The 23,831-nt window shown below is 46.2% G+C and carries 25 protein-coding genes; 11 read left to right on the forward strand and 14 right to left on the reverse strand.

Going from position 1 to position 23,831, the window contains the following annotated elements:
• Positions 1–1,064, forward strand: a 1,064-nt coding sequence (locus HN980_00425; GenBank protein MBT6927952.1) for a hypothetical protein, incomplete at its 5' end; no start/stop codon positions are given.
• On the opposite strand, the gene HN980_00430 is transcribed toward HN980_00425, so the two are convergent.
• The gene (locus HN980_00430; protein ID MBT6927953.1) at positions 1,041–1,529 is read right to left on the reverse strand and encodes a DTW domain-containing protein; all 489 of its coding nucleotides are present in this window, start codon (positions 1,527–1,529) and stop codon (positions 1,041–1,043) included. The two genes, HN980_00425 and HN980_00430, sit on opposite strands and share 24 nt — an antisense overlap.
• A 79-nt stretch (positions 1,530–1,608) precedes the next feature.
• Here HN980_00430 and HN980_00435 point away from each other — a divergent pair, with 79 nt between their 5' ends.
• Complete coding sequence (locus HN980_00435) at positions 1,609–2,646, forward strand: thioredoxin family protein (protein MBT6927954.1); 1,038 nt, start codon at positions 1,609–1,611, stop codon at positions 2,644–2,646.
• Positions 2,647–2,884: 238 nt separating this feature from the next.
• Here HN980_00435 and rnpA read toward each other — a convergent pair whose 3' ends face one another.
• Entirely contained in the window at positions 2,885–3,232 is a 348-nt protein-coding gene (gene rnpA, locus HN980_00440; GenBank protein ID MBT6927955.1) for a ribonuclease P protein component, read from the reverse strand.
• A gap of 14 nt (positions 3,233–3,246) precedes the next feature.
• Complete coding sequence (gene rpmH / locus HN980_00445) at positions 3,247–3,381, reverse strand: 50S ribosomal protein L34 (protein MBT6927956.1); 135 nt, start codon at positions 3,379–3,381, stop codon at positions 3,247–3,249.
• Between the two features lie 178 nt (positions 3,382–3,559).
• Between rpmH and rpmJ the strand changes: the two genes are divergently transcribed.
• The 5 genes from rpmJ to mnmA all read left to right on the forward strand — a co-directional run bounded on the left by rpmJ (position 3,560) and on the right by mnmA (position 6,505).
• Complete coding sequence (gene rpmJ, locus HN980_00450; protein ID MBT6927957.1) at positions 3,560–3,724, forward strand: 50S ribosomal protein L36; 165 nt, start codon at positions 3,560–3,562, stop codon at positions 3,722–3,724.
• 17 nt (positions 3,725–3,741) lie between these two features.
• On the forward strand, positions 3,742–4,047 hold the full coding sequence (gene rpsN / locus HN980_00455; GenBank protein MBT6927958.1) for a 30S ribosomal protein S14: 306 nt from the start codon (positions 3,742–3,744) through the stop codon (positions 4,045–4,047).
• A 114-nt stretch (positions 4,048–4,161) separates the two neighbouring features.
• On the forward strand, positions 4,162–4,452 hold the full coding sequence (locus HN980_00460; protein ID MBT6927959.1) for a hypothetical protein: 291 nt from the start codon (positions 4,162–4,164) through the stop codon (positions 4,450–4,452).
• A gap of 58 nt (positions 4,453–4,510) precedes the next feature.
• On the forward strand, positions 4,511–5,095 hold the full coding sequence (locus HN980_00465) for a thymidine kinase (GenBank protein MBT6927960.1): 585 nt from the start codon (positions 4,511–4,513) through the stop codon (positions 5,093–5,095).
• Between the two features lie 333 nt (positions 5,096–5,428).
• On the forward strand, positions 5,429–6,505 hold the full coding sequence (mnmA, locus tag HN980_00470; GenBank protein MBT6927961.1) for a tRNA 2-thiouridine(34) synthase MnmA: 1,077 nt from the start codon (positions 5,429–5,431) through the stop codon (positions 6,503–6,505).
• 113 nt (positions 6,506–6,618) lie between these two features.
• On the opposite strand, the gene lpdA is transcribed toward mnmA, so the two are convergent.
• Genes lpdA through HN980_00485 form a run of 3 tightly spaced genes read right to left on the reverse strand, consistent with a single transcriptional unit; the run spans position 6,619 to position 12,166 of the window.
• Entirely contained in the window at positions 6,619–8,010 is a 1,392-nt protein-coding gene (lpdA, locus tag HN980_00475; GenBank protein MBT6927962.1) for a dihydrolipoyl dehydrogenase, read from the reverse strand.
• 19 nt (positions 8,011–8,029) lie between these two features.
• Positions 8,030–9,262 carry a 2-oxoglutarate dehydrogenase complex dihydrolipoyllysine-residue succinyltransferase gene (gene odhB / locus HN980_00480; GenBank protein ID MBT6927963.1) on the reverse strand — a complete coding sequence of 411 codons (1,233 nt, stop codon included), beginning with the start codon at positions 9,260–9,262 and terminating at the stop codon, positions 8,030–8,032.
• 21 nt (positions 9,263–9,283) lie between these two features.
• Positions 9,284–12,166 (reverse strand): 2-oxoglutarate dehydrogenase E1 component, encoded by a 2,883-nt coding sequence (locus tag HN980_00485; protein MBT6927964.1) that lies wholly within the window; start codon positions 12,164–12,166, stop codon positions 9,284–9,286.
• A gap of 184 nt (positions 12,167–12,350) precedes the next feature.
• Here HN980_00485 and HN980_00490 point away from each other — a divergent pair, with 184 nt between their 5' ends.
• Positions 12,351–12,803 carry a hypothetical protein gene (locus HN980_00490; GenBank protein ID MBT6927965.1) on the forward strand — a complete coding sequence of 151 codons (453 nt, stop codon included), beginning with the start codon at positions 12,351–12,353 and terminating at the stop codon, positions 12,801–12,803.
• A gap of 36 nt (positions 12,804–12,839) precedes the next feature.
• On the opposite strand, the gene HN980_00495 is transcribed toward HN980_00490, so the two are convergent.
• Together HN980_00495 and HN980_00500 are read right to left on the reverse strand one after the other, a co-directional pair.
• Positions 12,840–14,120, reverse strand: a complete 1,281-nt coding sequence (locus HN980_00495; protein ID MBT6927966.1) for a hypothetical protein — start codon at positions 14,118–14,120, stop codon at positions 12,840–12,842.
• A gap of 340 nt (positions 14,121–14,460) precedes the next feature.
• Positions 14,461–15,423 (reverse strand): hypothetical protein, encoded by a 963-nt coding sequence (locus HN980_00500; GenBank protein ID MBT6927967.1) that lies wholly within the window; start codon positions 15,421–15,423, stop codon positions 14,461–14,463.
• A 159-nt stretch (positions 15,424–15,582) separates the two neighbouring features.
• Between HN980_00500 and HN980_00505 the strand changes: the two genes are divergently transcribed.
• From HN980_00505 to HN980_00515, 3 genes are all read left to right on the forward strand, one after another.
• The gene (locus tag HN980_00505) at positions 15,583–17,532 is read left to right on the forward strand and encodes an SUMF1/EgtB/PvdO family nonheme iron enzyme (protein MBT6927968.1); all 1,950 of its coding nucleotides are present in this window, start codon (positions 15,583–15,585) and stop codon (positions 17,530–17,532) included.
• A gap of 259 nt (positions 17,533–17,791) precedes the next feature.
• A complete protein-coding gene (queC, locus tag HN980_00510) occupies positions 17,792–18,463 on the forward strand; it encodes a 7-cyano-7-deazaguanine synthase QueC (GenBank protein ID MBT6927969.1) in 672 nt (223 codons plus the stop codon).
• The gene (locus tag HN980_00515; protein ID MBT6927970.1) at positions 18,450–18,839 is read left to right on the forward strand and encodes a peptide chain release factor-like protein; all 390 of its coding nucleotides are present in this window, start codon (positions 18,450–18,452) and stop codon (positions 18,837–18,839) included. Before queC ends, HN980_00515 begins: the two co-directional genes overlap by 14 nt.
• Positions 18,840–18,862: 23 nt before the next feature.
• On the opposite strand, the gene HN980_00520 is transcribed toward HN980_00515, so the two are convergent.
• The 6 genes from HN980_00520 to hflX form a co-directional block, all read right to left on the reverse strand.
• A complete protein-coding gene (locus tag HN980_00520) occupies positions 18,863–19,513 on the reverse strand; it encodes a hypothetical protein (protein MBT6927971.1) in 651 nt (216 codons plus the stop codon).
• Between the two features lie 266 nt (positions 19,514–19,779).
• Positions 19,780–20,490 (reverse strand): DNA polymerase III subunit epsilon, encoded by a 711-nt coding sequence (locus HN980_00525; GenBank protein ID MBT6927972.1) that lies wholly within the window; start codon positions 20,488–20,490, stop codon positions 19,780–19,782.
• Positions 20,491–20,596: 106 nt separating this feature from the next.
• Positions 20,597–21,601 carry a hypothetical protein gene (locus HN980_00530; protein ID MBT6927973.1) on the reverse strand — a complete coding sequence of 335 codons (1,005 nt, stop codon included), beginning with the start codon at positions 21,599–21,601 and terminating at the stop codon, positions 20,597–20,599.
• Between the two features lie 120 nt (positions 21,602–21,721).
• A complete protein-coding gene (locus HN980_00535; protein ID MBT6927974.1) occupies positions 21,722–22,198 on the reverse strand; it encodes a hypothetical protein in 477 nt (158 codons plus the stop codon).
• Complete coding sequence (locus tag HN980_00540; GenBank protein ID MBT6927975.1) at positions 22,195–22,362, reverse strand: hypothetical protein; 168 nt, start codon at positions 22,360–22,362, stop codon at positions 22,195–22,197. Before HN980_00540 ends, HN980_00535 begins: the two co-directional genes overlap by 4 nt.
• Positions 22,363–22,454: 92 nt before the next feature.
• Positions 22,455–23,726, reverse strand: coding sequence for a GTPase HflX (hflX, locus tag HN980_00545; GenBank protein MBT6927976.1), 1,272 nt, complete (start codon positions 23,724–23,726; stop codon positions 22,455–22,457).
• Positions 23,727–23,831 lie beyond the last annotated feature (105 nt).

A 23,831-nucleotide genomic window follows, 5' to 3' on the forward strand; every position in this document is an offset into this window, starting at 1 on the left:
TAGCAGCACAGAATGGTCATTTAGAAGTTGTGGAAGCGTTAATTGGCAAGGATGCCAAGGTTGATGAGCCTGATAAAGACGGCGTCACCCCTCTTTGGGTAGCAGCACAGAATGGTCATTTAGAAGTTGTGGAAGCGTTAATTGGCAAGGATGCCAAGGTTGATGAGCCTGATAAAGACGGCTTCACCCCTCTTTGGATAGCAGCACAGAATGGTCATTTAGAAGTTGTGGAAGCGTTAATTGGCAAGGATGCCAAGGTTGATGAGCCTGATAAAGACGGCGTCACCCCTCTTTGGGTAGCAGCACAGAATGGTTATTTAGAAGTTGTGGAAGCGTTAATTGGCAAGGATGCCAAGGTTGATGAGCCTGATAAAGACGGCTTCACCCCTCTTTTTGTAGCAGCCCAGAATGGTCGCGCAGAAGTTGTGAAAGCGTTAATTGCCAAGGGTGCCAAGGTTGACAAGCCCAACAACAGCGGTCGCACCCCTCTTTGGATAGCAGCAGAGGATGGTCGTGTAGAAGTTGTGGAAGCCTTGGTCGGAGGGGGAGCTTCGCCCGACAGGTGCAGTAGACGCGATGACAATCCTTTTTTGTTGGCGGTAAACAACGGTTCTGAGAAGATTATGGAAATTTTAGCGAATGCTTTAATCACAAAAAAAGGGTCGATTGACAAGCCTGATAAATACGGCCAGACTTTTCTTGGGCTAGCGGCTCGTGCTGGCCATAAAGGTGCTGTAGAATCTTTAATCGACAAGGGCGCATCAGTTGACAAGCGTGATCACAAAGGTCGCACCCCTCTTTGGGTAGCAGCAGAGAATGGTCATGAAGGTGTTGTAAAATATTTAATCGAAAAGGGCGCATCAGTTGACAAGCGTGATCACAAAGGTCGCACGCCCCTTATGTTAGCGGTTCGTCAAGGTCATAAGGGTGTTGTGGAAAAGTTGATAAGGAATGGTGCTGATGTTGGAAAAAGATCTTTCTTGGGCACTACACCGCTAAAAATTGCTTTAAAGAGTGGCTATACAGAAATCGCCGACCTCTTACGCGAGGCCGGAGCCCAGTAATAAAGCAGCATTCTTTTTCAAAAAAGCCTTTTTCCAATGGTAGTTGTCCAATATTCCCGTGGTGTCGCGTCCTAGGATGCTATATGCGACGTATAGCGCTTCTACTGAGGCGAGGCCTGCTTCGGGGTCGGGGCATTCCGTCTGGCATCGCGGGTATGCCGTGGTGTAGCCTTCGGGAAGGCGGCGCCGTGGGATATCGCGAAATTCTGTGGTGTTCTCTACCATTTTCTGTGCATAGCGCCATGTGCCGTCGATGAGGACGACGCCTTTGTCACCATCTTTTTCAGAGAGCTCTTCGCCGTCAAGAGACAGAAGTACGTATTTATTGAAGTCGATATCGCCGAAGTCGGGAATGGGATACCTGAAGAAAAGCATGTCATCACGCTCCTCGAGGCCTCGAAGAGAGCATTTTTTTAGGTTTTCCTTGCGATGACGAAGGATAATGGTTGGCGGAAAAGATGGTATCATATACAAAAGATTTGATGGTAATATAACGTATTATACCTCATCGAAGAGTTTTGTTACAAACTATAGGAGAGTCGCAATGAAGAAGATTATAACTATGATGTCAGCGGTGTTATGCCTTATAGCATATGGCGCCTATGCTGAAGATGGGAAAATAGCATGGATTGCCGACTATGACGAAGCTCTCGACATAGCACGTAACGACGATAAGCCTCTCTTTATCTTCTTCAACGGCGCCGACTGGAGCGAGTGGTGCGAGAAGCTCGAAGAAGAAGTCTTTAAAACCACGGAATTTGTCGAAGACACTAGCGACGCCTTCATCTTCGCTAAGATAGACTTCCCCAAAGATAAAAGCATCGCCCGCGAAGACCTTGCTAATAACAAAGCTGTAAGGGAAAAATTCAACGTCTCATCATTCCCTACCGTCGTCGTCGTCGATAGCGAAGAACGTAAAGTCGTTGTCATGGGATACCGCCCCGGTGGCGGCAAGGAATATGCTGATGCTCTATTAAGAAACTGGGAAGAATACTCTACGCTGGCCAATGCCGTCAAAGATATGAAAAACACCCGACTAACGACGAAGCAACTAGAAGACCTTTTCAAAGAAGCTAAAGCTTTCGGCGCCGAAGAATATGCCGATATGTTCATCGCCGAAGGCATAAGACGTATCGACAACGCTTTCTTCTTGCTAGAGAAATACCGTAGCAACGTACAGAATGGCAATATCGACGATATCGATGTAAGAGCATTACGGAATATCCTCGCCGAAGACAACCCCAACAACGAAAACAACGTACAATATAACCTCGCCGTAATAGACTTCCAGGCGCGCATTGCCGGCGCCACAGCAGGGGATATCGATAAAGCACTAAAACCATTGATAACATACCTCGATACCTTCGGCGCAGAAGATCGAGAGACAGCATGGCGCGTGACAATGACGATAGCACAGGTCTTCCACGACAATAATATGATAGAACAAGCTCTGAAATATGCACAGACATGCTACGAAACAGCACCCGAAGATATGAAAGACCGTATCGCCGAAGCGATAGATTTCATGGAAAAAAGCTCACCAAACACCAAAATCAAAGAACTTACACTGCTTGAGCAGTGAGTTCGGAGTTCGGAGTAGGATTTTTCTACCACGGAGCCACGGAGGACACAGAGAAAAAGAACTGGCTGGGGGATTCCCCCAGGCCCCCATTTCTGAACGGTTGAATGGCGATCTTTTTAAAATTTTCGGGGTTCTAGGGGTGACACCCCTAGCTAGTGCTGTTCTTCACTTTTTTTTAAACTTTTGTTCTCCGTGTCCTCCGTGGCTCCGTGGTAAAAAATCGGAGTTTGGAGCTTTTTTACTGATCAGTGATTATTGACTTCAGATCACTGGCGATGTCGGAGGCTGAGGCATTGTGAGCTTTGGAGCGTGGGCGGACATTGACGACGAGGCCTTTGGGAAGCTCGTGCTGCATAAGACGGAACGCCTCACGGACAAGACGTTTGAGCCTGTTGCGTTGATGGGCTTTGCCATAGCGGCGGGAGACGGTAAGCCCAAGGCGTGGTAGTGAAGAAGAGCTCTCGTCGATATAGACGTCAGCGATACAATATACGCCGACGCGCCTGTCACCCTTGCGTGATATCATACGATATTCTCCGCGAGACACTACACGTAACAGACGAGAGAAAAAGAACCTTAAACTCATGATTGCGGCCTAGGTTAGGCGCTTAATGTCTTGCGGCCTTCTCTGCGACGGCTGTTGATAATCTTTCTGCCGCTGGCGGTTTTCATGCGTGCACGGAAGCCGTGTTTTGCTTTGCGACGAAGGTTGCTTGGTTGATATGTTCGTTTCATTGTGGTATTCCTTTAAAATGATATATATAAAAACAATACGAAACTATAACCGATATCATGAATATTTCTCAAGAAAATAAAATATCTTCTCTCTACAGAGAAAAACGTTGAAAATAAATTGCTCTACATGTTATCACTATACATTAACTTTTTACATTTCTGAGGACGGAAAAGAACAATGAAAGTACGAGCATCAGTAAAAGCCGACCCATCTAAAGGGGATAAGGTTGTACGGCGCAAAGGCCGTGTATATATCATCAACAAAAAAGACCCACGTCGCAAGCAGCGACAAAAGGGTCCTGCACGAGTAACGCGAGTAACGCGACCAACGCGAGCAAATTAAGGGAAAATAAAGACACTATGGCTAAGAAATCTTCGATAGCAAAACAAAAAAGACGTGAGCGCCTTGTGCAGCTCAAATGGGAGAAGCGACAGGGGCTTAAAGCTCTTATCAAAAATCTAGATACCACTCCTGAAGAACGCTATGATGCGCAGGTGACTCTTAATAAGATGTCGCCTAATGGATCGACAGTTCGCCTACGCAACCGCTGCCAGATGACTGGACGCGCCCGCGGTAACCTCAACAAGTTCAAGATCTCGCGAATATGTTTCCGCGAACTTGCTTCACGAGGGATGATACCAGGAGTGCAGAAGGCAAGCTGGTAACCACAACGAAATACTTCTTTATAGAAGGCGCCAAGACAGCAGAATTCCACCTGTTTGTCTTGGCTTTTTTTTACATATGATTTATAAAAGATCGAAAAGCTCGAGGAAATGATTATGGATGCTCTTGGAGAAGTGGGATATATTGAAGAGCTTGCGTCACGTAATGCAGCAGCAATAGAAGCAGACGCTCAAGAACTTCAGGTTGTTGAAAAACCTGATCCCGCTGTTCCTGCTTTTGTTCCAGATGTTCCTGAAACAGATAGATCGATTCAAAAGACTGTATTAAGAATATTTGAAAGATACATAAGAAGACCATTGGTATCTTGTTTGGGATCGTTAAGGCAACGTGGCGTAAGAAAACATGCTACTCAAGAACTTCAGGTTGTTGAAAAAGGACTGAAATAGACTAGACTTTGAGAAAAGCGACTATTAAGAGAATAACAAACTACAAGGAGATATTACGATGTCGAAATTATTTTTCCGCCACGGCGCCATGGGTAGCAGCAAGACCGCTAACGCTCTGATGGTACAATACAACTACAGTGAGAAGGGACAGAATGCTGTGCTGTTCAAGCCCGCCACAGACACACGCGATGGTGTCGCTGCCGTGAAGTCGCGGATGGGACTCGAAGCCAATGCTTTCGTAATACAAAACAACGATAATGTAAAAGATATGATATCCTCCATGCTCAAAGAAGGTGAAACAATAGACTGTATCATCGTCGATGAGTCGCAGTTCCTCACCGCCGACCATATCCTACAGCTTAGCGAGGTCGTCGATGATATCGATATCCCCGTGATATGTTACGGACTCAGGACAGACTTCATGGGAAACCTCTTCGAAGGCAGCAAAAAGCTTATGGAGTTTGCTAACGTCATCGAAGAAGTCAAGACGATATGCTGGTGTGGCAGTAAAGCTATAATGAATGCACGAGTCGTCGATGGCAACGTAGTAAAACACGGAGAACAGATACAGATTGGTGGTAACGAATCGTATGTAAGCCTATGCCGCAAACACTGGAAGTCAGGAAAGCTAGGCGAGCATTGAGATGCGGCTACGCCGAATAGTTCGGATTTCGGAATAGGATTTTTGCCACAGAGGACACAGAGGGATCACAGAGGATACACAGAGAAGGCGGCGGAAGGGCTAGGGGTTTCACCCCTAGAACCCCGAGGATTTTAAAAAGTTCACCGTTTACCGTTCAAAAACGGGGGTCTGGGGGAGGTTCCCCCAGCCATATTCTTTTTTTCTCTGTGAGGCCTCTGTGGTTCCTCTGTGTCCTCTGTGGCAAAATTGGGGTTTTAGCTTCGGAATTCTGTTCCGAACTCATTGAGCATTGAGCGCTCTCTGTGGTAAAAAAAACAATGGTGAGTAATACCTGTGGATAAAAAAAAGAAAAAAACAGTAGTAGTTGGGATGTCGGGGGGAGTCGACTCCTCGGTGGCGGCGCTTATCCTCAAAGAGCAAGGATATAACGTCATCGGCATGTTTATGAAAAACTGGGACGATACCGCCGACGAAGAATGTCCCGCCGCTGAAGACCACGACGATGTCGTAGCAATATGCGAGCAGATAGATATACCTTTCTATACCGTAAACTTCACGAAAGAATATTGGGATAACGTCTTCGAATCGTTCCTAGAAGACTGTAAGAAGGGGATAACACCAAACCCCGATGTCCTATGCAACAGAGAGATAAAATTTAAGGTCTTCCTAGAAAAAGCAATGGAACTCGGCGCCGATTACCTCGCTACAGGACACTACTGCCGTAACATCATCGTCGATGGCAAAAATATGCTCGCCAGAGGTGTCGATAACAACAAAGACCAAAGCTATTTCCTATACACAATAAAAAGCGCGATATTAGAAAAGGTGCTGTTCCCCATAGGAGAGCTAAAAAAAGATGAAGTGCGACGTATCGCCGAAAAACATGACCTGGCGACAGCAAAAAAGAAAGATAGCATGGGGATATGCTTCATAGGGAAACGCAACTTCAAAGAATTCGTAGGGAAATATCTAGGATTCTCGAAAGGGGAATTCCAAAAACTCGACGGCACAATCGTAGGAAATCACGACGGTATAGCATATTACACAATAGGACAACGTAAAGGCCTCGGCATCGGTGGACCAGGAGAACCTTGGTTCGTAGTAGAAAAAGATCCAGAGAAGAATGTCGTATACGTCGAACAAGGAGAAGATCACCCTGCATTATATAGCAGCAAACTTACTGCTAAAGAAATATCGTGGGTAGGGGATAAACCAAAAACTATTCCATATAAATGCACCGCTAAAATCCGATACCGACAAGCCGATGCACCATGCACCATCACAATATTATCAGACCATGAGGTAGAGGTGGAATTCGACGCCACACAAAAAGCCGTAACGCCAGGACAGTCAGTCGTTTTCTACGACGGCGAGCTTTGCCTCGGCGGAGCGGTAATCATTGGACATTGAACAGTTATCATTGATCATTGATAAGTGAGTTTGAAAAAATGTTCAATGTTCAATGTTCAATGTTCAATGTTCAATGCTCATTGTTCAATGATATGTAATGCAGCTGTGCTGCATTACATATGAATCGCTTTCTCATGGGCGGCTAAGGCTGCCTCTTTTATTGCTTCTGACAGCGTGGGGTGTCCGTGAACGGCGTCGCCGATGTCTTTTATTGTCGCCTTACGTTTTATTGCCATGATGCCTTCGCCGATGAGTTCTGAGGCATGGGGCCCGAAGATATGCATCCCTATAAGCCTGTCGGAGTTCTTTTCTCCAATGACTTTCACTATGCCTTCAGTTTCTCCTGAGCATCGCGCTCTGGCATTGGCCTTGAAGGGGAACGTCCCTATTGTTATTTCTAGCCCTGCTTTTATTGCCTCTTCTTCGTTGAGGCCTATGCTAGCGACTTCGGGGGTAGTATATATTATGTTGGGGATGGCTAGGTAGTTGACGGAGGCTTTTCCTCCAGCGATTATCTCGGCAGTAGCAACACCTTCTTCCGAAGCTTTATGGGCGAGCATAGGACCTTCGATGACATCGCCGATGGCGTAGATATTACTCGTTGACGTCCTGAAGTTCTCATCTACGGTAAGGAATCCTCGATCGGTAGGCTGTATACCGATATTTTCGAGCCCGAGGTTTTTGGTGTTGGGAGTTCTTCCAACAGCGACGATGACGACGTCGCCAGAAAGGAGAGTGCTTTGTTTGTCTTTAGTCGTTATTAGCGAGACGTGCCCTTCGCCGACCTTTCCTCTGGTGACTTCTGTCGCCATAGAAAAAGAGATGCCTTGCTGTACAAGAGACTGTTGTAGCATCTTTGCGATGGCGGAGTCGCATCCAGACCCTATAGTGTCGAGGACTTCAACGACGGTGACTTCACTGCCAAGCCTGTTGTATATCGATGCCATCTCAAGGCCTACGGCGCCGGCACCGACGATGATAAGACTTTTAGGTATCTCTTGAAGGCTCAAAGCTTCAGTAGAAGATATGACGTATTTACCGTCGAAAGGAAGGAATGGAAGCTCTGCAGGTTCAGAACCCGTAGCGACGATGATGTTGTCGATATCAATCTGCTGGTCGCTGTCGGCGATCTTTATTGCGAATTGCGACGCTATATAACCTTTACCCGTTATCACGTCGACATTGTGACGCTTAAGAATTCCGGCAACGCCTTCAGTAAGACCAGCAACGACCTTGTCTTTGTGTGACATCATAGTTTTTAGATTGGCAGTGAGACCCGAAGCTTCGATACCCATAGCCTTGCCATCGCGGGAAATTTTGTCGTAATATCCAGTACTGCTTAATAACGTCTTCGTAGGGATACACCCTACGTTGAGGCATGTGCCTCCAAGGGTTTCACGTTGTTCGATACAGACAGTGCTGAGGCCTAGCCGTGCACAGCGTATAGCAGCAACATATCCTCCAGGGCCTCCGCCGATTACAGCGACATCGTAGTTACTTTTCATGACACATGGTCTCCTAATGTTATAGTTCTAAAGCTAAAGATGCAGGGTTTTCAAGGATCTCCTTGATGTGCGTCAAAAATGTTACGGCCTCTTTACCGTCGACGATACGATGGTCGTAGGTGAGGGCAAGGTACATCATATCCCTGGCGACGATGGCACCGTCGATGACGACAGGGCGCTTCTGTATAGTATGCATCCCCAATATAGCACACTGTGGAGGATTGAGGATAGGCGTCGACATCAGAGACCCATAGACACCACCATTGGTGATGGTGAAACCTCCACCCTGAAGGTCTGAAACGTCGATGGCGCCATTCTCGGACTTGACGGCATAGTCGATGATGCCGTTCTCGATGTCGGCGAACGACATATCATCGCAGTTGCGTAAAACAGGGACAAAGAGCCCGCGACTAGTTCCTATTGCGATGCCAATGTCGTAGTATTCTCTCGTTACTATGTCTTCACCGTCGATATAAGAGTTTATCATAGGAAACGTTTCTAGCGCCGAGACAGCAGCCCTTACGAAGAAAGACATAAACCCTAGCTTCGTGCCATGCTTAGCTTTGAAGGCCTCCTGGAAGGCGCTTCTAAGCGTCATGATCTGTGTCATATCGACTTCGTTGAACGTCGTAAGCATAGCAGCCTCGTGCTGCGCCTCGACAAGACGCGAAGCGATGACACGGCGTATCTTCGACATCTTCTCCCGCGATTCTTTGCGTTCCCCAGCGTTGCGCTTTACGGCCTTCCTAGGAGCAGGAGGCACCATATTTTTCTGTGGGGCTTCGGCAGCCTTAGGCTCTTCTTGTTTTTTTTGCTCTTCAGACTCCTGCGCAACAGGCTTCTGCTCTTCTTCGTCGTTGGGAGATAGAAGATCGTCGAGGAACCTGCCTTTGTCGATACGAGAACCTTGCTGTTTTGTGTCTTCTAAGGTTTTGTTTTCTTCTTCTGATGGTTTTTCTACCATTATAACCTCTTGTTTTTGTTGTGTATCGTTAACTATGGCGGGAGCTTCGGCGTGGGCGCTATCGACATGACCGATGACCTGTCCTATTGTGACGGTGTCGTCGACGTTGACACTAAGGGATAGCTTTCCAGCATGGGGAGCATATAGAACCTGGTTGACCTTGTCGGTCTCGAATTCTAAAATCTCTTCATCCTCTGCGACGAAAGCTCCAGACTCTTTTAAGATGGTGCTCACCGTAGCTTCTGTGATGGATTCTCCCATATGCGGGACTTTTATTTCGGACTTCATAATTTCGTTGTTCCTTAGTTTTTATCCTCGTACGTTGTGGCTTCGGGATACGGTGATTATCTCTTCATCAATATCGCCGAATATAGCACGCATAATTTCTGCACCCTGTTTTTTGTGGAGGGCATAAGACCCCGCCGCTGGCGAAGCGCTGCGCTCCCTGCCGACATACGACAGCGTAGTGCCTTCGGGGATGATATCATTGAGCTGTGGACGCATGAAGTCCCACGCACCCATGTTGCTAGGCTCGTCCTGGACCCACAAGATTTTTTTGCATCCACCATAGGCGCCTATTGCAGACTTGATCTTATCGATATTAAGAGGGTACAGCTGCTCAAGGCGTAATATCGCCGTGGTTTTGTTGTTGAAATTCTTACGCTCGGCGATGAGGTCGTAGTATATCCTGCCACTGCATAGTATCACCTTAGAAGCATTGCTAGGAGGCTCGGGGTCAGGAAGGACCTCTTCGAAAGTTCCTGTCGCTAGGTCGTCGAGGCTGCTAACACATCCGGGATATCTAAGAAGACCTTTCGGAGTGAAGACAATAAGAGGTTTCTTGATGGTTCGCAGCGCTTGTCGGCGTAGGAGATGGAATAGCTGCGCTGGAGTCGTAGGGTTTGTGACCTGGATGTTTAGGTCGCCGGAAAGCTGAAGGAAACGCTCTATCCTCGCAGAAGAATGCTCAGGACCCTGACCCTCATAGCCGTGAGGAAGGAACATCACAAGGTTGGAGCGTACGCCCCACTTCTGCTCGCTAGTAGCGATAAACTGGTCGATGACTATCTGTGCGCCGTTGCTGAAATCTCCGAACTGTGCCTCCCAGATGACTAAAGCATCGAGATTCGCAGCACTATACCCATATTCGAAGCCAAGGACGCCGAACTCCGAAAGGGGAGAATTGAATACTTCAAAAACGCCCTGTCCCTTCCTAAGATGCCTTAAAGGGAAGTATCGTAGGTTTTTTACTTGGTCGGTCCATGAAGAATGCCTGTGGCTGAAAGTTCCGCGTCGTGAGTCCTGACCAGAAAGCCTAATGTGGTGCCCTTCATTGAGGAGCGACGCCATAGCAAGATGCTCGCCCATTCCCCAGTCGATGCTCTTGACGTCGGAGCCTTCTTGGACCATCTCAAGCCTGGAAGTAATGAGATTTATAAGCTTCTTGTGGATCGTCAAACCTTCAGGGACGGTACAAAAAGCTTTGGCGAGGGTGACGATGGTTTTGCCGTCGACACCAGTCTTCGCAGGCTCAAAGAGCCTTCTCTCAGTGTCGAGGAGCTCTTCGCGGCTGGGCGGCTTCCACGACGGCGTAGCGCTGCCCTCGCTTTCGAGGAACGAAGCCTTGCTGCCTTTAAGAGACTTTTGTAACGATTCTTTGAACTCTTTCTCGAGACGCTCTGCCATATATTTCTCTATGACGCCAGTAGCGATAAGCTCATCACGATATAATTCGCGGATAGGCTTTTTCTTCTTGATAAGCTGATATTCTATTGGCTGAGTAAAGGACGGCTCGTCGCCCTCATTGTGACCCCACTTGCGATAACAGTGCATGTTGATGACAACGTCGCAATGGAAATGCTGTCTAAACTCCACGGCGAGCATCGTAGCAAAGACACACTCTTCAGGATGCTCGGCGTTGACATGGAAGACCGGAGCGCCGAAGGTATGCGCTATATCAGAAGAAAAACGCGTAGAACGTCCATTCTTCGGCAACGTTGTAAACCCTATGTTGTTGTCGATGATGACATGTATGGTGCCACCAGTGCTATAACCTAAAAGGTTGCACATCTGCATCGTCTCATAAACGACGCCCTGCCCAGCAAATGAGGCGTCACCATGGATGAGGATAGGGACTATACGAGAACGCTCAATGTCGGCGTCACGTTGCTGATGAGAACGTACATACCCCTGGACGACAGGGTCTACAGATTCGAGATGGCTGGAGTTGTCAACAAGACGTATACGGGCTTTGTTGCCGCCGGAAGTGGTAACGTCGGAGAAGAAACCTTTATGATATTTGACGTCGCCGCTTCCCTGGAAAAACTCTGGGACATAACTTTCCTCGAACTGTGAAAATAAGTCGGCATGCGATTTTTGAAGGACGTTGGCGAGGACGTTTAGCCTGCCACGATGCGCCATCCCTATGATGAATGTCTCCATCCCCAGCGACGTGCCGGATTCTAATATAGCAACTAACAAAGGAATAAGAGTCTCACCACCCTCGATGGAAAACCTTTTCTGGCCGACATATTTCGTATGAAGGAACGTCTCAAAAAGCTCGGATTTGTTGAGATGGTGGAGGATTAGCTGCTTGTCTTCGATAGTAAGCTGCGGCTTCGAACGTATTGGCTCGAGATGCTGCTGGATCCATTGCTCTACATCAGGATTGTTGAAGCCCATATACTCGACACCGATATTAGAACAATATGTGTCTTTCAAAGCAGCGATAATGTCGCTAAGAGGAGCATTGGCGACGTCGAGGATGCCACACGTAGGGAATGTCTCACCAAGGTCTTCGTCGACAAAACCTAGAGCGCTAAGCTGTAGCTGGGGAGCATCGTCGATGGTGACAGGCTCGGCGGCGACAGGATTGACATCGGCAAGAAGATACCCATATGAACGATATGCGTCGATGAGGCCCTTAACACGCAGACCCTTGATGGTATCACCGTCTTCGGCAGAGACAGGCCCAGCGGCGGCAACAGGGACAGCAGCGCTTTTAACGGGCGAGGCGTCATGATTAGAAGAAAAAGCATGACGACGAGGAGGAACAGAATTCTTGTCCATGTTAGAAAAAAAATGCCGCCACGACACAGGAACATCACTAGGACTCTTCTGATATTCGACATACAGCTGCTCGAAAAGCTCGATGTTGGCAGTGTCGATGTTTTGTGGTGTGCCTTCGCTCATAATACCCCTAAAATTTCAACCTTTTGCTATATATAATGTATTATACATATTATATGTACCTTGAGGAAGAAATATTTTAAAAGATTTTTTTCTTAGATAAGATATAAAAAGATTCACAAAAAATGCAGATTGTGGTAAACGGGTTCTCAGCAAAAAATAAGATAAGGTTAGCAAAGGAATAAATATGGGATTACGAAGCGATAGACTTAAAAAGCTCGAGGCAGAACTCGAAGACCTAGAAAATTGGATGAAACTGGGGCTCGTCCCCAAAGGCGACATAGAAAAACATAAGGAAGAGATCAAGGCAATAAAAGCTAGGGTCAAAGATGAAAAAATACGCCTTAAATCCCTTAAAGATACCGATGACGATGAAGAGCATGTCGCACCAAGGCGTAATGTCCAGAGGTCGTCTTTTGCCGAAACGGCACCCATGAACGATATGCACGTCGGAAACGGCAACAGCAATAACAACCACGATGAATCTTCTTCGGATATCGAAGACGAAGCATTCGAAACGCCGGCAAACGACAAAGACAAGGATGATGACGACGACGATAGCGATGCCTTCAGCGATAGAGGACGCTTCCGCCGTGGATGGACTCGTGATATCTTAGACCCCGACTCCAATGAATGGTGAGAATCACAGGTTGTCAACTTACAGGGGTGTAGATCCTCACTCACTGTCACTGTCACTACCACTGTAATAAGATGCTTCAGGAGAAGGATCTCTAGTAGTAGGCGTTGTGGATATTGGATGAGACACGCTGCCCGATGCTTGAGACACGTCGTGAATAGTAGGTTGATACGTTGCTTCTGTATTAATATGATTAATAATTTCATCGAGCTTTCCATAGATAATATTCATTTGTCTATGAAAGTTCGTTGTAAGCTTTCCCGATTCTTCTTGGGCTTCCTTAAGATCTTTTCGTAGAGTAGAAAGCTCTTCGGAAAGACCAGCAGAAGCTAAACATTCAATACCGCTAGTCTTTTCAGAAATACTTTCTTCAAGCGACCGTGTTTTTTCGGCGAGGCTTTTTTCAAGACCATTTATTTTTCCAGAGAGACCTTCAAATTGACGAAGAGCGCCTTGTAAAGATTTGATTTCCGCAGAGATTCCTGAAAACTTTGTAGTATCTGTTCCTTTGTAATCGACTAAGTCTTTTTTGTGGCTAGCGAGCGCTGTTTGAAGCTGCAGAAGGTCTTTTACTGCAGAGCCCAGAGCTGCTTTATGTTCGCCTGTAAGTCTTTCAATTTTATCATCAAGAGTTTTTTGTTGCGCGCCTAAATCGCCGATATCCTTCGCTTTTTCGGATAGCCCAGCATCGATACTTTTCCTTAGACCTTCTAATCCTTCACTAAGCTTTTTGTCGTCATCGGAAGATTTACTTTCCAAGGCTTTTAAGCGCGCCTCAAGCGGCGCAAGTCTTTGGCGTATAGCTTCGAGATCAGAATTGCTGCTGTGGTCATCGGGAGTTTCTGGTAGTTCAGCGATGCTAGCGCGTAGCGAAGCGATCTCAGCACTTAAATCTTCATGGCCGTGCTCAGGGATCTCTACTGTATCTGATGCCGCAGGTTTTTCAGCAACGGACTCTTCGGGCTTATTTTCTACTTTCTCTGGCGAAAAAAAACTAGGATATATAAAACCAACAATAGAGCCGAACAACGTCCCTACAGCAGCTTCCACAGCATAGATGACATGACTTTTGGCGTCTTCATAAGAGCGACGCTCGGAATTGGCCCTGATATTGCAAAAGGCTACAGCAGAGAATGTGATAACAGCAGCAACAGTATGATATGCCATGTCTATGGCAGAGAAAATAGACTGCGCGAGAAGAGCGACAACACTCGATGCACCTTTAGAAAGGACAGTTCCTTCGCCGTGTAAATCAGAAATCCAATTTGCAGAGGTCCTGCTTAACGCAAAATCAGTAGATAATAAGTTGACGCTCGCCATAACAAAGCCCTCGAAAATAATTGCATAACTGATGTTAAGCGCTAATCTTGCTTTAGTGGTGTAGCGAAAGGGTCAAGATGTAAGTGCTTCCGACGAGCCAAGCTCTGAAGAGCTGGGCGAGAAGGAATACGCAACAGATTGCTCCTTGTAGCACGCCAATAAAGTGAGAGAAGCTCATAACGTCAGTGTATAATCAACTCCTAACGTTTTATCAAGGATATCATTTTTAACGCAAGAAAACTTTTTATAAAAAGAACCTCAGAAACACCCTAGAAACATATAATAAAAATTTTAAAACCTCGAGCACAACGCTTTCGGGAAGTTCTCTGAAAACAGATAATTATCTAAGTATCAAGCCACCCAAATAAGCTATAGTAAGAGCAAGCGAGGGCATTGCTGCCGCTGCTGTCGTATTAATAGAGCGCCGTAGAGATGACATTGCAACAGTCGCGTCTTCCGAATTTTTAAGAAGTAATTTCATGAGCTCTTCTAAACATTTTTTAATATCGACGATGCTAGTTTTAATAGCGACATGACGCTCTTCAACGCTAGCGCTCAGAGCTTTTTTGGAGAGGGCTATAGCAATGGATTCTTCTAGTGTACTTAATGCTTCAAGCGTGGCTTTAGTCTCAACATCGGCGCTGTCGGCCTTCTGTTCAAGAAGACCATATAGTGGCTTAAGCGCTTCATCGATAGCAGCTTTTATACCAGCATTTTTTAGAGATTCAACATCTTTCTTCAGCGACGCGATCTCTTTCGCCGTTTTTTCAGCGGTGAGTCTTGCTTTCAGCGCCGGGAACTCGGCGCGAGCTTTTTTTATGAGACAGTAGTGTAGGCATGCTCTCTGTATCTTAGTGGTGGCTGCTTCTTTTTTTTGTTCAGCTGCTTCAGCACGACGCGACACAGCGTCGGGGTCCATGATATCGTAGGGCATTTCTTTGGTATTTATGTGCTTGGCGGCGATGTCCGGCCTGAAGAGGCCTACGAGCGACCCGCAAGGTATCGCTATGGCGAGAGTTTTGGCGTGTCTAAGGTGTCTCCCGGCAATCTCGGCAGAAAACCGCTCGCCGTTGATATTTTTTACTATCAGGACCTTCTCGGCGAGAAGTACGGCACCGACGCCGCCGGCAGCGAGAAGATGACATACAGTGTCGATGGCAGCAAATATAGAATATGTCACTGCTGCTACGGCTCTTGTGGCGAAATGTTTTTGTAGAGACGAAGAGCTTTCATTCCAGTCGTGGATTTTCATGGAAATTGTGTTGCTTAGTGACGCGTCATGTGATATCGCTTGTATTTTCATAATTACCTCGCCTTGTAAACTATTAATTTAAAAAGATTAGTGTAGCAGATATATGTATTTTTTGTAAGAAAAAAGGACGACGATAACTTTATCCTTCACTTTTGATAGCGAAATACGATATATATATTCTCTAACATTTACCCTCGGGAGACCAAAACGATGAAAAAACGTATCATTGGCGATTACAACATAATCAAACAGATAGGACAGGGGGCTCTAGGGACGGTATGCCTTGCAGAACACCGCTTTATGAAGAAACAGTATGCGCTTAAAGTTCTACCAGAAGAACTCGCCGCCGATAGAGCCTTTATAAAACGTTTTGAGAAAGAAATAAAAACACTCTCGACACTAGACCATCCTCATATCGTAAAAGTCCATAATGTATCATCAGCGAAAGGGACATACTTCCTTGTCACCGACTGTGTCGTCGATGATATGGGCGAGACGACAAACCTCGCACAGTATATCACCACACACGAAGGGCCTATAGCAGAAGATGAGCTCGTCAGGATGCTTAAACAGGTCGTCGGTGCTCTCGATCATATACACACAAGGACGCAAGGCGAAGGCGCTATGGCACACCGCGGACTTAAGCTTAACAACGTCCTTGTTGGCAAAGGAAAGAAGGGCGTCGATCTTTTCCTCTCAGACTGCGGACTTTCTAACGTAATAGGTTCCGGTGCTGTACTATCTAGAGCATATAAAGCCCTTGGCGATACCCTCGACGTCACCGTTGTAGAGACGACGAAAGGCGGCGAAGAAAAATACCCATCGAAACCATCAGACCCAGAAAATGTACAACGCCTAAATAACTCCTTCCTGCAACACCTTGCATTCCTCGCACCAGAACAAAGAAATACGAACGGTGCCGTCGCAGCTGTCAGCTCCGATATCTATGCCTTCGGCGTCATGACATACTACCTGATAACAGGGGAATACCCAGAAGGTATCTTCGACATGCCTTCAGCGCTACGCCCAGAATACCGACTTCCATGGGATGACTTTATAAAAGCATGCATGCAAAAAGATCCCGCTAGGCGTCCTACGTCACTGCTAGGGGCTTTCGACGACCTCCTAAACCAAAGACATAACAATGAAGATGGTTTCGTGACATATACCATGAAGAAACCACAGCCCAAGACAACAGAGAAAATAGAAGAAAAAGAACTCGTTGCCGTTGGCGCAATAAAAGCTCCAGCAAAGCAAGAGAAAAATAAAGCCTCGGAGCCTAAAGCCCTCCTCGCCGAGATGTCGGATTTAAAACCAGCGATAAAAGAAAAAGCCCTAGAAACACCAACATACGAAGAAGATCCAGCAGCAACGATTCGTGTAGACCGTAGCGTTACACACTACGAGCCCGAGCCAGTGAAACATATCGATATAGAACCTATCATGACTGATATGGTGGTGATAAAAGGTGGGAAATTCTTCCGCGGAAGTAACGACGGAAATAGAGACGAGATGCCACGACACGAAGTGAATATCGAAAGCATAGCAGTAGACATCCACCCCGTAACAAACGAACAATTTATCCGCTTCCTGGAAGCTATGGGAGGGGAGAAAGACGTTAATAACAACGACACCATACAACTCCGCGAGTCTAGGATAAATCGTCGCGCAGGAAGCCTCTCAATAGAATCAGGATACGGAAAACACCCAGCAGCAGGAGTTACATGGTACGGCGCCGTGGCATACGCAAAATGGGTGGGAAAACGACTTCCAACAGAAGCAGAATGGGAAATAGCAGCACGCGGAAGTAACGAAAATAGCCCGTTCCCAGTAGAAGGCGATATGGAGAAAACAAAAGCTAACTACTTCAGCTCCGATACCATAGCAGTGAAAAGCTATGCGCCAAGCAATAACGGACTATACGATATCGTCGGAAATGTATACGAATGGTGCCAAGATTGGTACGGATATAACTACTACGAAGCTTCGGAACAAGAACCTAATGATCCTCAAGGTCCTATACAAGGCGTATACCGCGTACTTCGTGGGGGTTGCTGGAAAAGTCTTAAAGAAGACCTTAGATGCTCACACAGACATCGCAATAACCCTGGAGCAGCAAACAGCACCTGCGGGTTCCGATGCGTTTCTAATGTAGAGTAGATTAGCGTATAGGAAAAAGCAGGATTTTTACCACAGAGCCACGGAGAACACAGAGAGAAAAAAGAATATGGCTGGGGGATTTTCCCCCAGACCCCCGTTTTTGAACGGTAAACTGTTAATGGTGAATTGCAAACTTTTTAAAATCCTCGGGGTCCTAGGGGTGAAACCCCTAGCCCGCCCACCTTCCTCTCTGTGTTCTCTGTGGTAAAAATTTCTATTACGAACGCCTAAAAAGATAGGGGATAAACTAGTTTAAAAAATGAAAACGATGCAAAAAAAAGCCATAGTAGTACACTCTGGAGGCATGGACTCAACAATATGCCTGGCTCTCGCCATGAAAAAATACCACAACGACGATATCCTAAGCGTAACATTTTCATACGGACAACGACACTCCACAGAAATCGATGCCGCAAAAAAGATATGTGAAGACTGGAATATCGATAACAAAATAATACCTCTAGACTTCCTCGCAACGCTGACAGACAACGCGCTGATCGGCAACGACACAGAAATACAGCACCCCAAAGAAACCGCTCCCAACACCCTCGTAGTAGGGCGTAACGGCCTGATGGCACGCCTTTCAGCAATACATGTCAACAGCCTCGGCGGCAACACAATATTTATGGGAGTCGTCTTTCCAGACAACTCGGGATACCGCGACTGCTCACGAGAATATATGGACCTCATGGAGCAGATCCTCCGCATAGATCTTGATGACAATACCTTCACAATACAGACGCCACTAGTCACTATGACGAAAAAAGAGACAATAGCACTTGCCAACGATCTCAACATCTTGGAATACATCGTTGAAAATACAATAACATGCTACGAAGGCATAAAACACCCAGGTTGCCAAAAATGCCCAGCATGCATACTCCGCAATAACGGTCTCGCTGATTTTATTGATTCCGATGAAAATCAATGAGAAATTCGACATCTCTGCCACGAAGGTAGAGGCCCTCATGATAAAAATCAAAGAACTTGGGATATGCCTCGACGACATCGACGAAAGCTTCTCTCGCGGCAGTGGTAAGGGCGGGCAAAAGATAAACAAGACTTCTAGTAGCGTACATCTCCATCATATCCCTACAGGCCTAAACGTCACGTGTCAGCGTGAGCGGCAACGTAACAAAAATAGATTTATAGCATTAAGAGCCCTCGTAGAGAAGATAGATGAACATCTCCATCCAGGAACTACAGAAAAATCCGCTGCCCTAGCGAAAATACGTAAACAAAAAAGCCGCCGCCGACGTAAAAGCGACAAGAAACACAACGTTTCAGAGCAAAACAAAACCCTCTGACGAATACGCCAGAGGGCTTTTATTTACGCTTGAACTTCAAGCGGTTGAAGCTTAGGAGGGCTCTCGATAAGCTCTTGTAGAAATCGTTTTCTACACGTATATTCAATTCTGCTTATATACTGTTGTGTCACTTCTGAAATATCTAAAAGGTTTCTATCTCTATTAGAGGCTTCAAGAGGAATGAAACTCCAATAATGAGAGGCCTTTTTATTGAGCCCTTTTGATTCATAGTACTCAGCAAGGGGCTTGCATGCTTCTGAGTCGCCTTGGCTTACTATAGCATCGAGAAGCTTGATGCCAAGACCTATTGTAGCATCATCTTTGCTATTGAGACATTCGTGGCCTTTAGATGAAAGGGCCTTGAGTTGTTCCATAGCTTTGTTAGAGACTTTCACGGCGATAATGGTTAAAGGTATCTTCGTAGCAATGAAACCCACAACGATAGCACTGAAAGAAATGGAAGTAATAGTTCCAAAGATAACACCAGCGGCTAACCCAAGAGAAATAGTACGAATAAGATCACCTACAAACGCGATGGTCTTCGCAGTCGTTTTATTCTTATTGAAAATGGCAATAGATTCGCCGATGGTTTTTCCGTTGCCGAGAGAAACAGAAAGATCTTCAACTGAAAATGGCGATCTTGAAATTATTGGTTGTATTTCCGTAGTCATCATGCTTCATGGTAAAATATTAAATTACTATCATCAGACATTATGGGATATAAAGCAATGATAATAAATATTTTATGCATATTTCAGCGGTGGCGCTATAGCGCCTACGCTGAGATGACTACGACAAAGCACTCCAAAGCGTTTTTGCGCAGCAAAAAAAGCGCTTTGGAGTGCTTTGTCGTTGCGCATCCGATGTCATTACATGGGGAGTCCAGAGGAGAACCTCTCCTCTGGCGGGAGGGGTGTGGGGAGGGCAGCGTCCCTCCCCACTAGACGAGGGTTTTTTCGGGGAGGAGCTTACGTTTTTCTAGGGATGTGCGCAGGTCGCGGTTGTTATCTTTGTCGAGGGATCCCGAGTTTAGGAGCCATTGTATATAGTCATTGGGGAGTTCTTCTAGGCGTCGTCCTTTGTGTTTCCCGAAGGGCATGGTGTTTATTTCTTGTGGCTTTTTCATGAGGATATGCGCCTCTTGTGGTGTGAGGCCTGGCGTCATGGCACAGAAGACTTCGTATAGCACGACTACATCATCGAGGGCCCTGTGGGCGTTGTTGGCTTCTATTTCGTATATCTCACGGAGATACTGCAGGGAATGCTTCGGAAGGTCAGGACGGTACCTTCTTGCCCATTTAAGGGTATCGAGGTATTCCCAGGTTGTTGGGAGGATGACGTCGTGTTTCTCGCATTCGTGTCTCAAAAAGTGGACGTCGAAGCCGTCGTTGTTGTGGGCGATAAGGATGGCGTCGTCGCCGCAGAAGAGAAGGAATCGTTCCCAGACTTGTGCGAAGCCTTGTGCTTCGGACACCATTTCATCGGTAATGCCGTGTATCGCAGTAGCGCTTTCGGGGATATGACATCCAGGGTTTATAAGCTCGGAAAAGCCAACGTTGCTGTCGGGGTCGTAGCCGGCAAGCTCTATGATGCTGTCCTTGCCGAAAGTTACTCCTGTTGTTTCTGTGTCGTAGAAAATAGCTTTGTTCATCACTTTAATCCTTTATTCTATACAAAAAATAAGTATATCAAGGAGTAAGATTAAAAAGAAAGGGGCGTGATGGCGCTACGCGCGCCCCTGTCTTCCGTCTTCGCATCTATCCTAGTGGCGGTGCTGTTGGACCTTCTTGTACGAGTAGATCATCATCATCAGGAGGAGCGATTGCTTCTTCTTCTGCTACAGGTTGTACTAAACGAATTTTAGGCTCTACTGTAGTTTGATGTCCTAATATTGCAGGACTAGCAGCATCTCTTTTAACGGAAAAAAACGGCTGCTGATGCCCTTCCTGGTCAATTGATCGTTTTTCTTTAGCTATGTCAGCATTGCCAGCTTTGTTGATGTTGTCAATACCAACCCCTTTCAAGAATATCGCTGTGGCAAGGCCTCCAAGAACAAAAGCCCCTCCAGCGATCATAGCGCCATTAGATGCTATAACAGCACCTACAATAGCAAACACAGCCCCTGCGGCAATGGCCACCTTCGATGTTAATGCTATCTTACGATAAAGTAATGATCTTTTATTAACACCTTTCCATAGAGATACAATTTTATTGATATGTTTGAAGTGAGGGTTTTGTTCGCCACATTCATCGCTTTTTATTCTTTCAAGCACTCTGCCTGCATTTTTAATTGTCTCGGAATCTTCTCGTAATGCAAGGAGTTTAGTTAAGTCGTTTCCGATAAATTTCATGGCAATAAATAAAACTACTGAGCCAGCGCTACCAGCAGCGGCGCGTTTAGCTTTACTGGGTTTATCACCCTCTTGAGAGTCAGTGTCACTGTCAGGAGCTGGAGTTGCTCTTCGTACACCTCTTGATGAACCTCCAATAGCAACTGTAGTTCTTTTGTAGCTGAAGTTTGTACCTGCAGAAGGCCTTGGGCTGCAACGGCCTGAACCGTAAGGTCCTGCACGGGATACTTGAGGACCGTCCGTAGTCGGTAACGGTTTAGAACAAGACTTTTCCAAGACAGATTGAAAAAGATCATTAAAAATCGAGTCTTCATACAATGAAGGTGCCGGACAGAAAACACCCGTACGTGGTTGAGTAGAATAAAAAGAACAAAGCTCACTAGGAACATTTAAAGGATCAAAACTAGACATTATAATTACCTCTTTGGTTAAGTTAAATTAATTACCACTATTATAACAAAGTCTCTAATTAATATCAAGATATTTATATTAGTTTATACAAAAACTTCATTACGGCTTTAAAAGTGGCCTTTACGACGTAGACTGCTTTTCTTGTACTTTTGCTTTAGCGAGCACTTCGTCGTAGGTGGTAGCACCGAGAGCTAGTGGCTCTATAGCTGGGAGAAATTCATTACACACGCGTTCTAGGGTTTTAAGGTAGTTATAAAAGAGCATTTCGTCGAGTTTTTTGTGCGTCGTAGGGATTACATTGCGGTAGAAAACGAGGTGTGTTGTCTCGTCCATCCCAAATCCTGGCATATCGATTTCTTTGTTGATATAGTGAAGTAGACGTCCTACGCTTCCGAAGAGTTTTTCTTGTACTTCATAGGGCATAAAAGCGATAAGTTGTACGAGTTTTCCGTCGTTGAGGGTCCTTAAAAACACTGCGATGTCGCGTTTCTCGACGGTTATGATGAAGTATATCTGCCCTGTTTCTTCCTGAACCTGGGCATTATACCCGTCTTTTTTGAGGACGGCGAGGATTTCAGGTATCGTAGCGTTTATCATATTGCTATGCCGGGGATGGCATTATTTGCTGAAGTGTCACTGATGATGTTCGGGTTATTGGTCGTTGGCATCGTCGTCATATCGTCTTCGGTAGGCATGACATACAAATTACAAGAGCTTAGCAGTACGGCACACACAAAAAAACAGCATATCGTCTTAATCATAGCATAATACCTTAATGTTTTACGGTTTTAGAGATTCAATTATATGCTTTTTCTCACTATCCCGCAAGAAAATTCCTACTCCGAACTCCGAACTATTTAACAATATACTTTGAGATCTTCCCTGCGAGGTTTGTGGGGATATCAGCTTGTATAACGACGTCATTTTCGTCGTATTCTTGCGACAGTATTTTTCCTCCGCTGATGATCTCGGTGACGACATGATAATCGCTTTGTGGGATACGCACGTTGACGATTTTCCTTCGCGATCGGAGCTCTTGTGATATTGCTTCCATGAGGTCGTCGAAACCTTCGTGTTTCAGCGCGGAGACCACCACGGTGTTTTTGTACCGCAGACGCATATAGTTAGCTCTTTCGTTGTCGTGGCACAGGTCGATTTTGTTGAGGACGGTTATCATAGGCTTCTCGTCGGCGCCGAGTTCTTTAAGGACGGCGCGAGTTGCCACGATATGTTCGTCGGCAAGGTGGTCACTGACATCTACGAGGTTTATTAGTACATCGGCGTCGGTGGCTTCCTCTAGGGTGCTTCTGAATGCTTCGACGAGGGTGTGTGGCAGTTTCCTGATAAACCCTACGGTGTCGATGAGAAGGATGTCTTGATGGTTCGGTAGCGTATAGCGTCGTGTTGTGGTGTCTAAGGTGGCGAAAAGCTTGTCTTCGACGAAGACGTCAGCATCGGTGAGGGCATTGAGTAGCGTAGACTTTCCGGCGTTGGTATATCCTATTATGGCGAAAGTCGGTATCTCGGAGCGTTCGCGCGAAACATGTTGCGTCTCACGGTGCTGCCGCACCTCTTTAAGGTCATTTTTTAGCTTGCTGATCTTTTTCTTAAGAAGGCTTCTGTCGATCTCAATCTGCTTCTCGCCGTCGCCTTTAAGGAAAAGTCCACCGCCACGCTGACGATCGAGGTGCTCCCATAGGTTCTTAAGGCGCGGATACTGATAACGTGTCTTTGCAAGCTCTATCTGCAGCTGCGCCTCTTTAGTGTGGGCGCGTTTGGCGAAAACTTCGAGGATAAGCTCCGTCCTGTCGATGACAGGGCAGCCGAACTTCTCTTCGAGGTTGCGTTGCTGGCCAGGAAGGACTTCGTCGTCGAGGATGATAAGGTCGGCTTCGAGATCATGGGCGCTGGCGACAAGCTCTTCGACCTTGCCTTTGGTGATATACGTCGAAGAATCATACTTGCGAAGATAACAATGGCTCTTATCGACAACACCGACACCAAGCGTGTCAGCAAGAAGCTCAAGCTCGTCGAGATGATCGCCACAAACATTCTTCTCCGAAGACTTCATATATATTCCTATCAAAAACGCGCGCTGTGCTGGAGCACTTTCGTCGGCAAACATAGCACGACGCTCTTCGGGATTCTGTTCTATCTTCATACTATAAGGCTCCTCTCTTTTTCATAACACGTTATAGCATCTATAACCCATAATTGCTACATAATTTCG

This window comes from Waddliaceae bacterium (assembly GCA_018694295.1).
Lineage (GTDB): Bacteria > Chlamydiota > Chlamydiia > Chlamydiales > JABHNK01 > JABHNK01.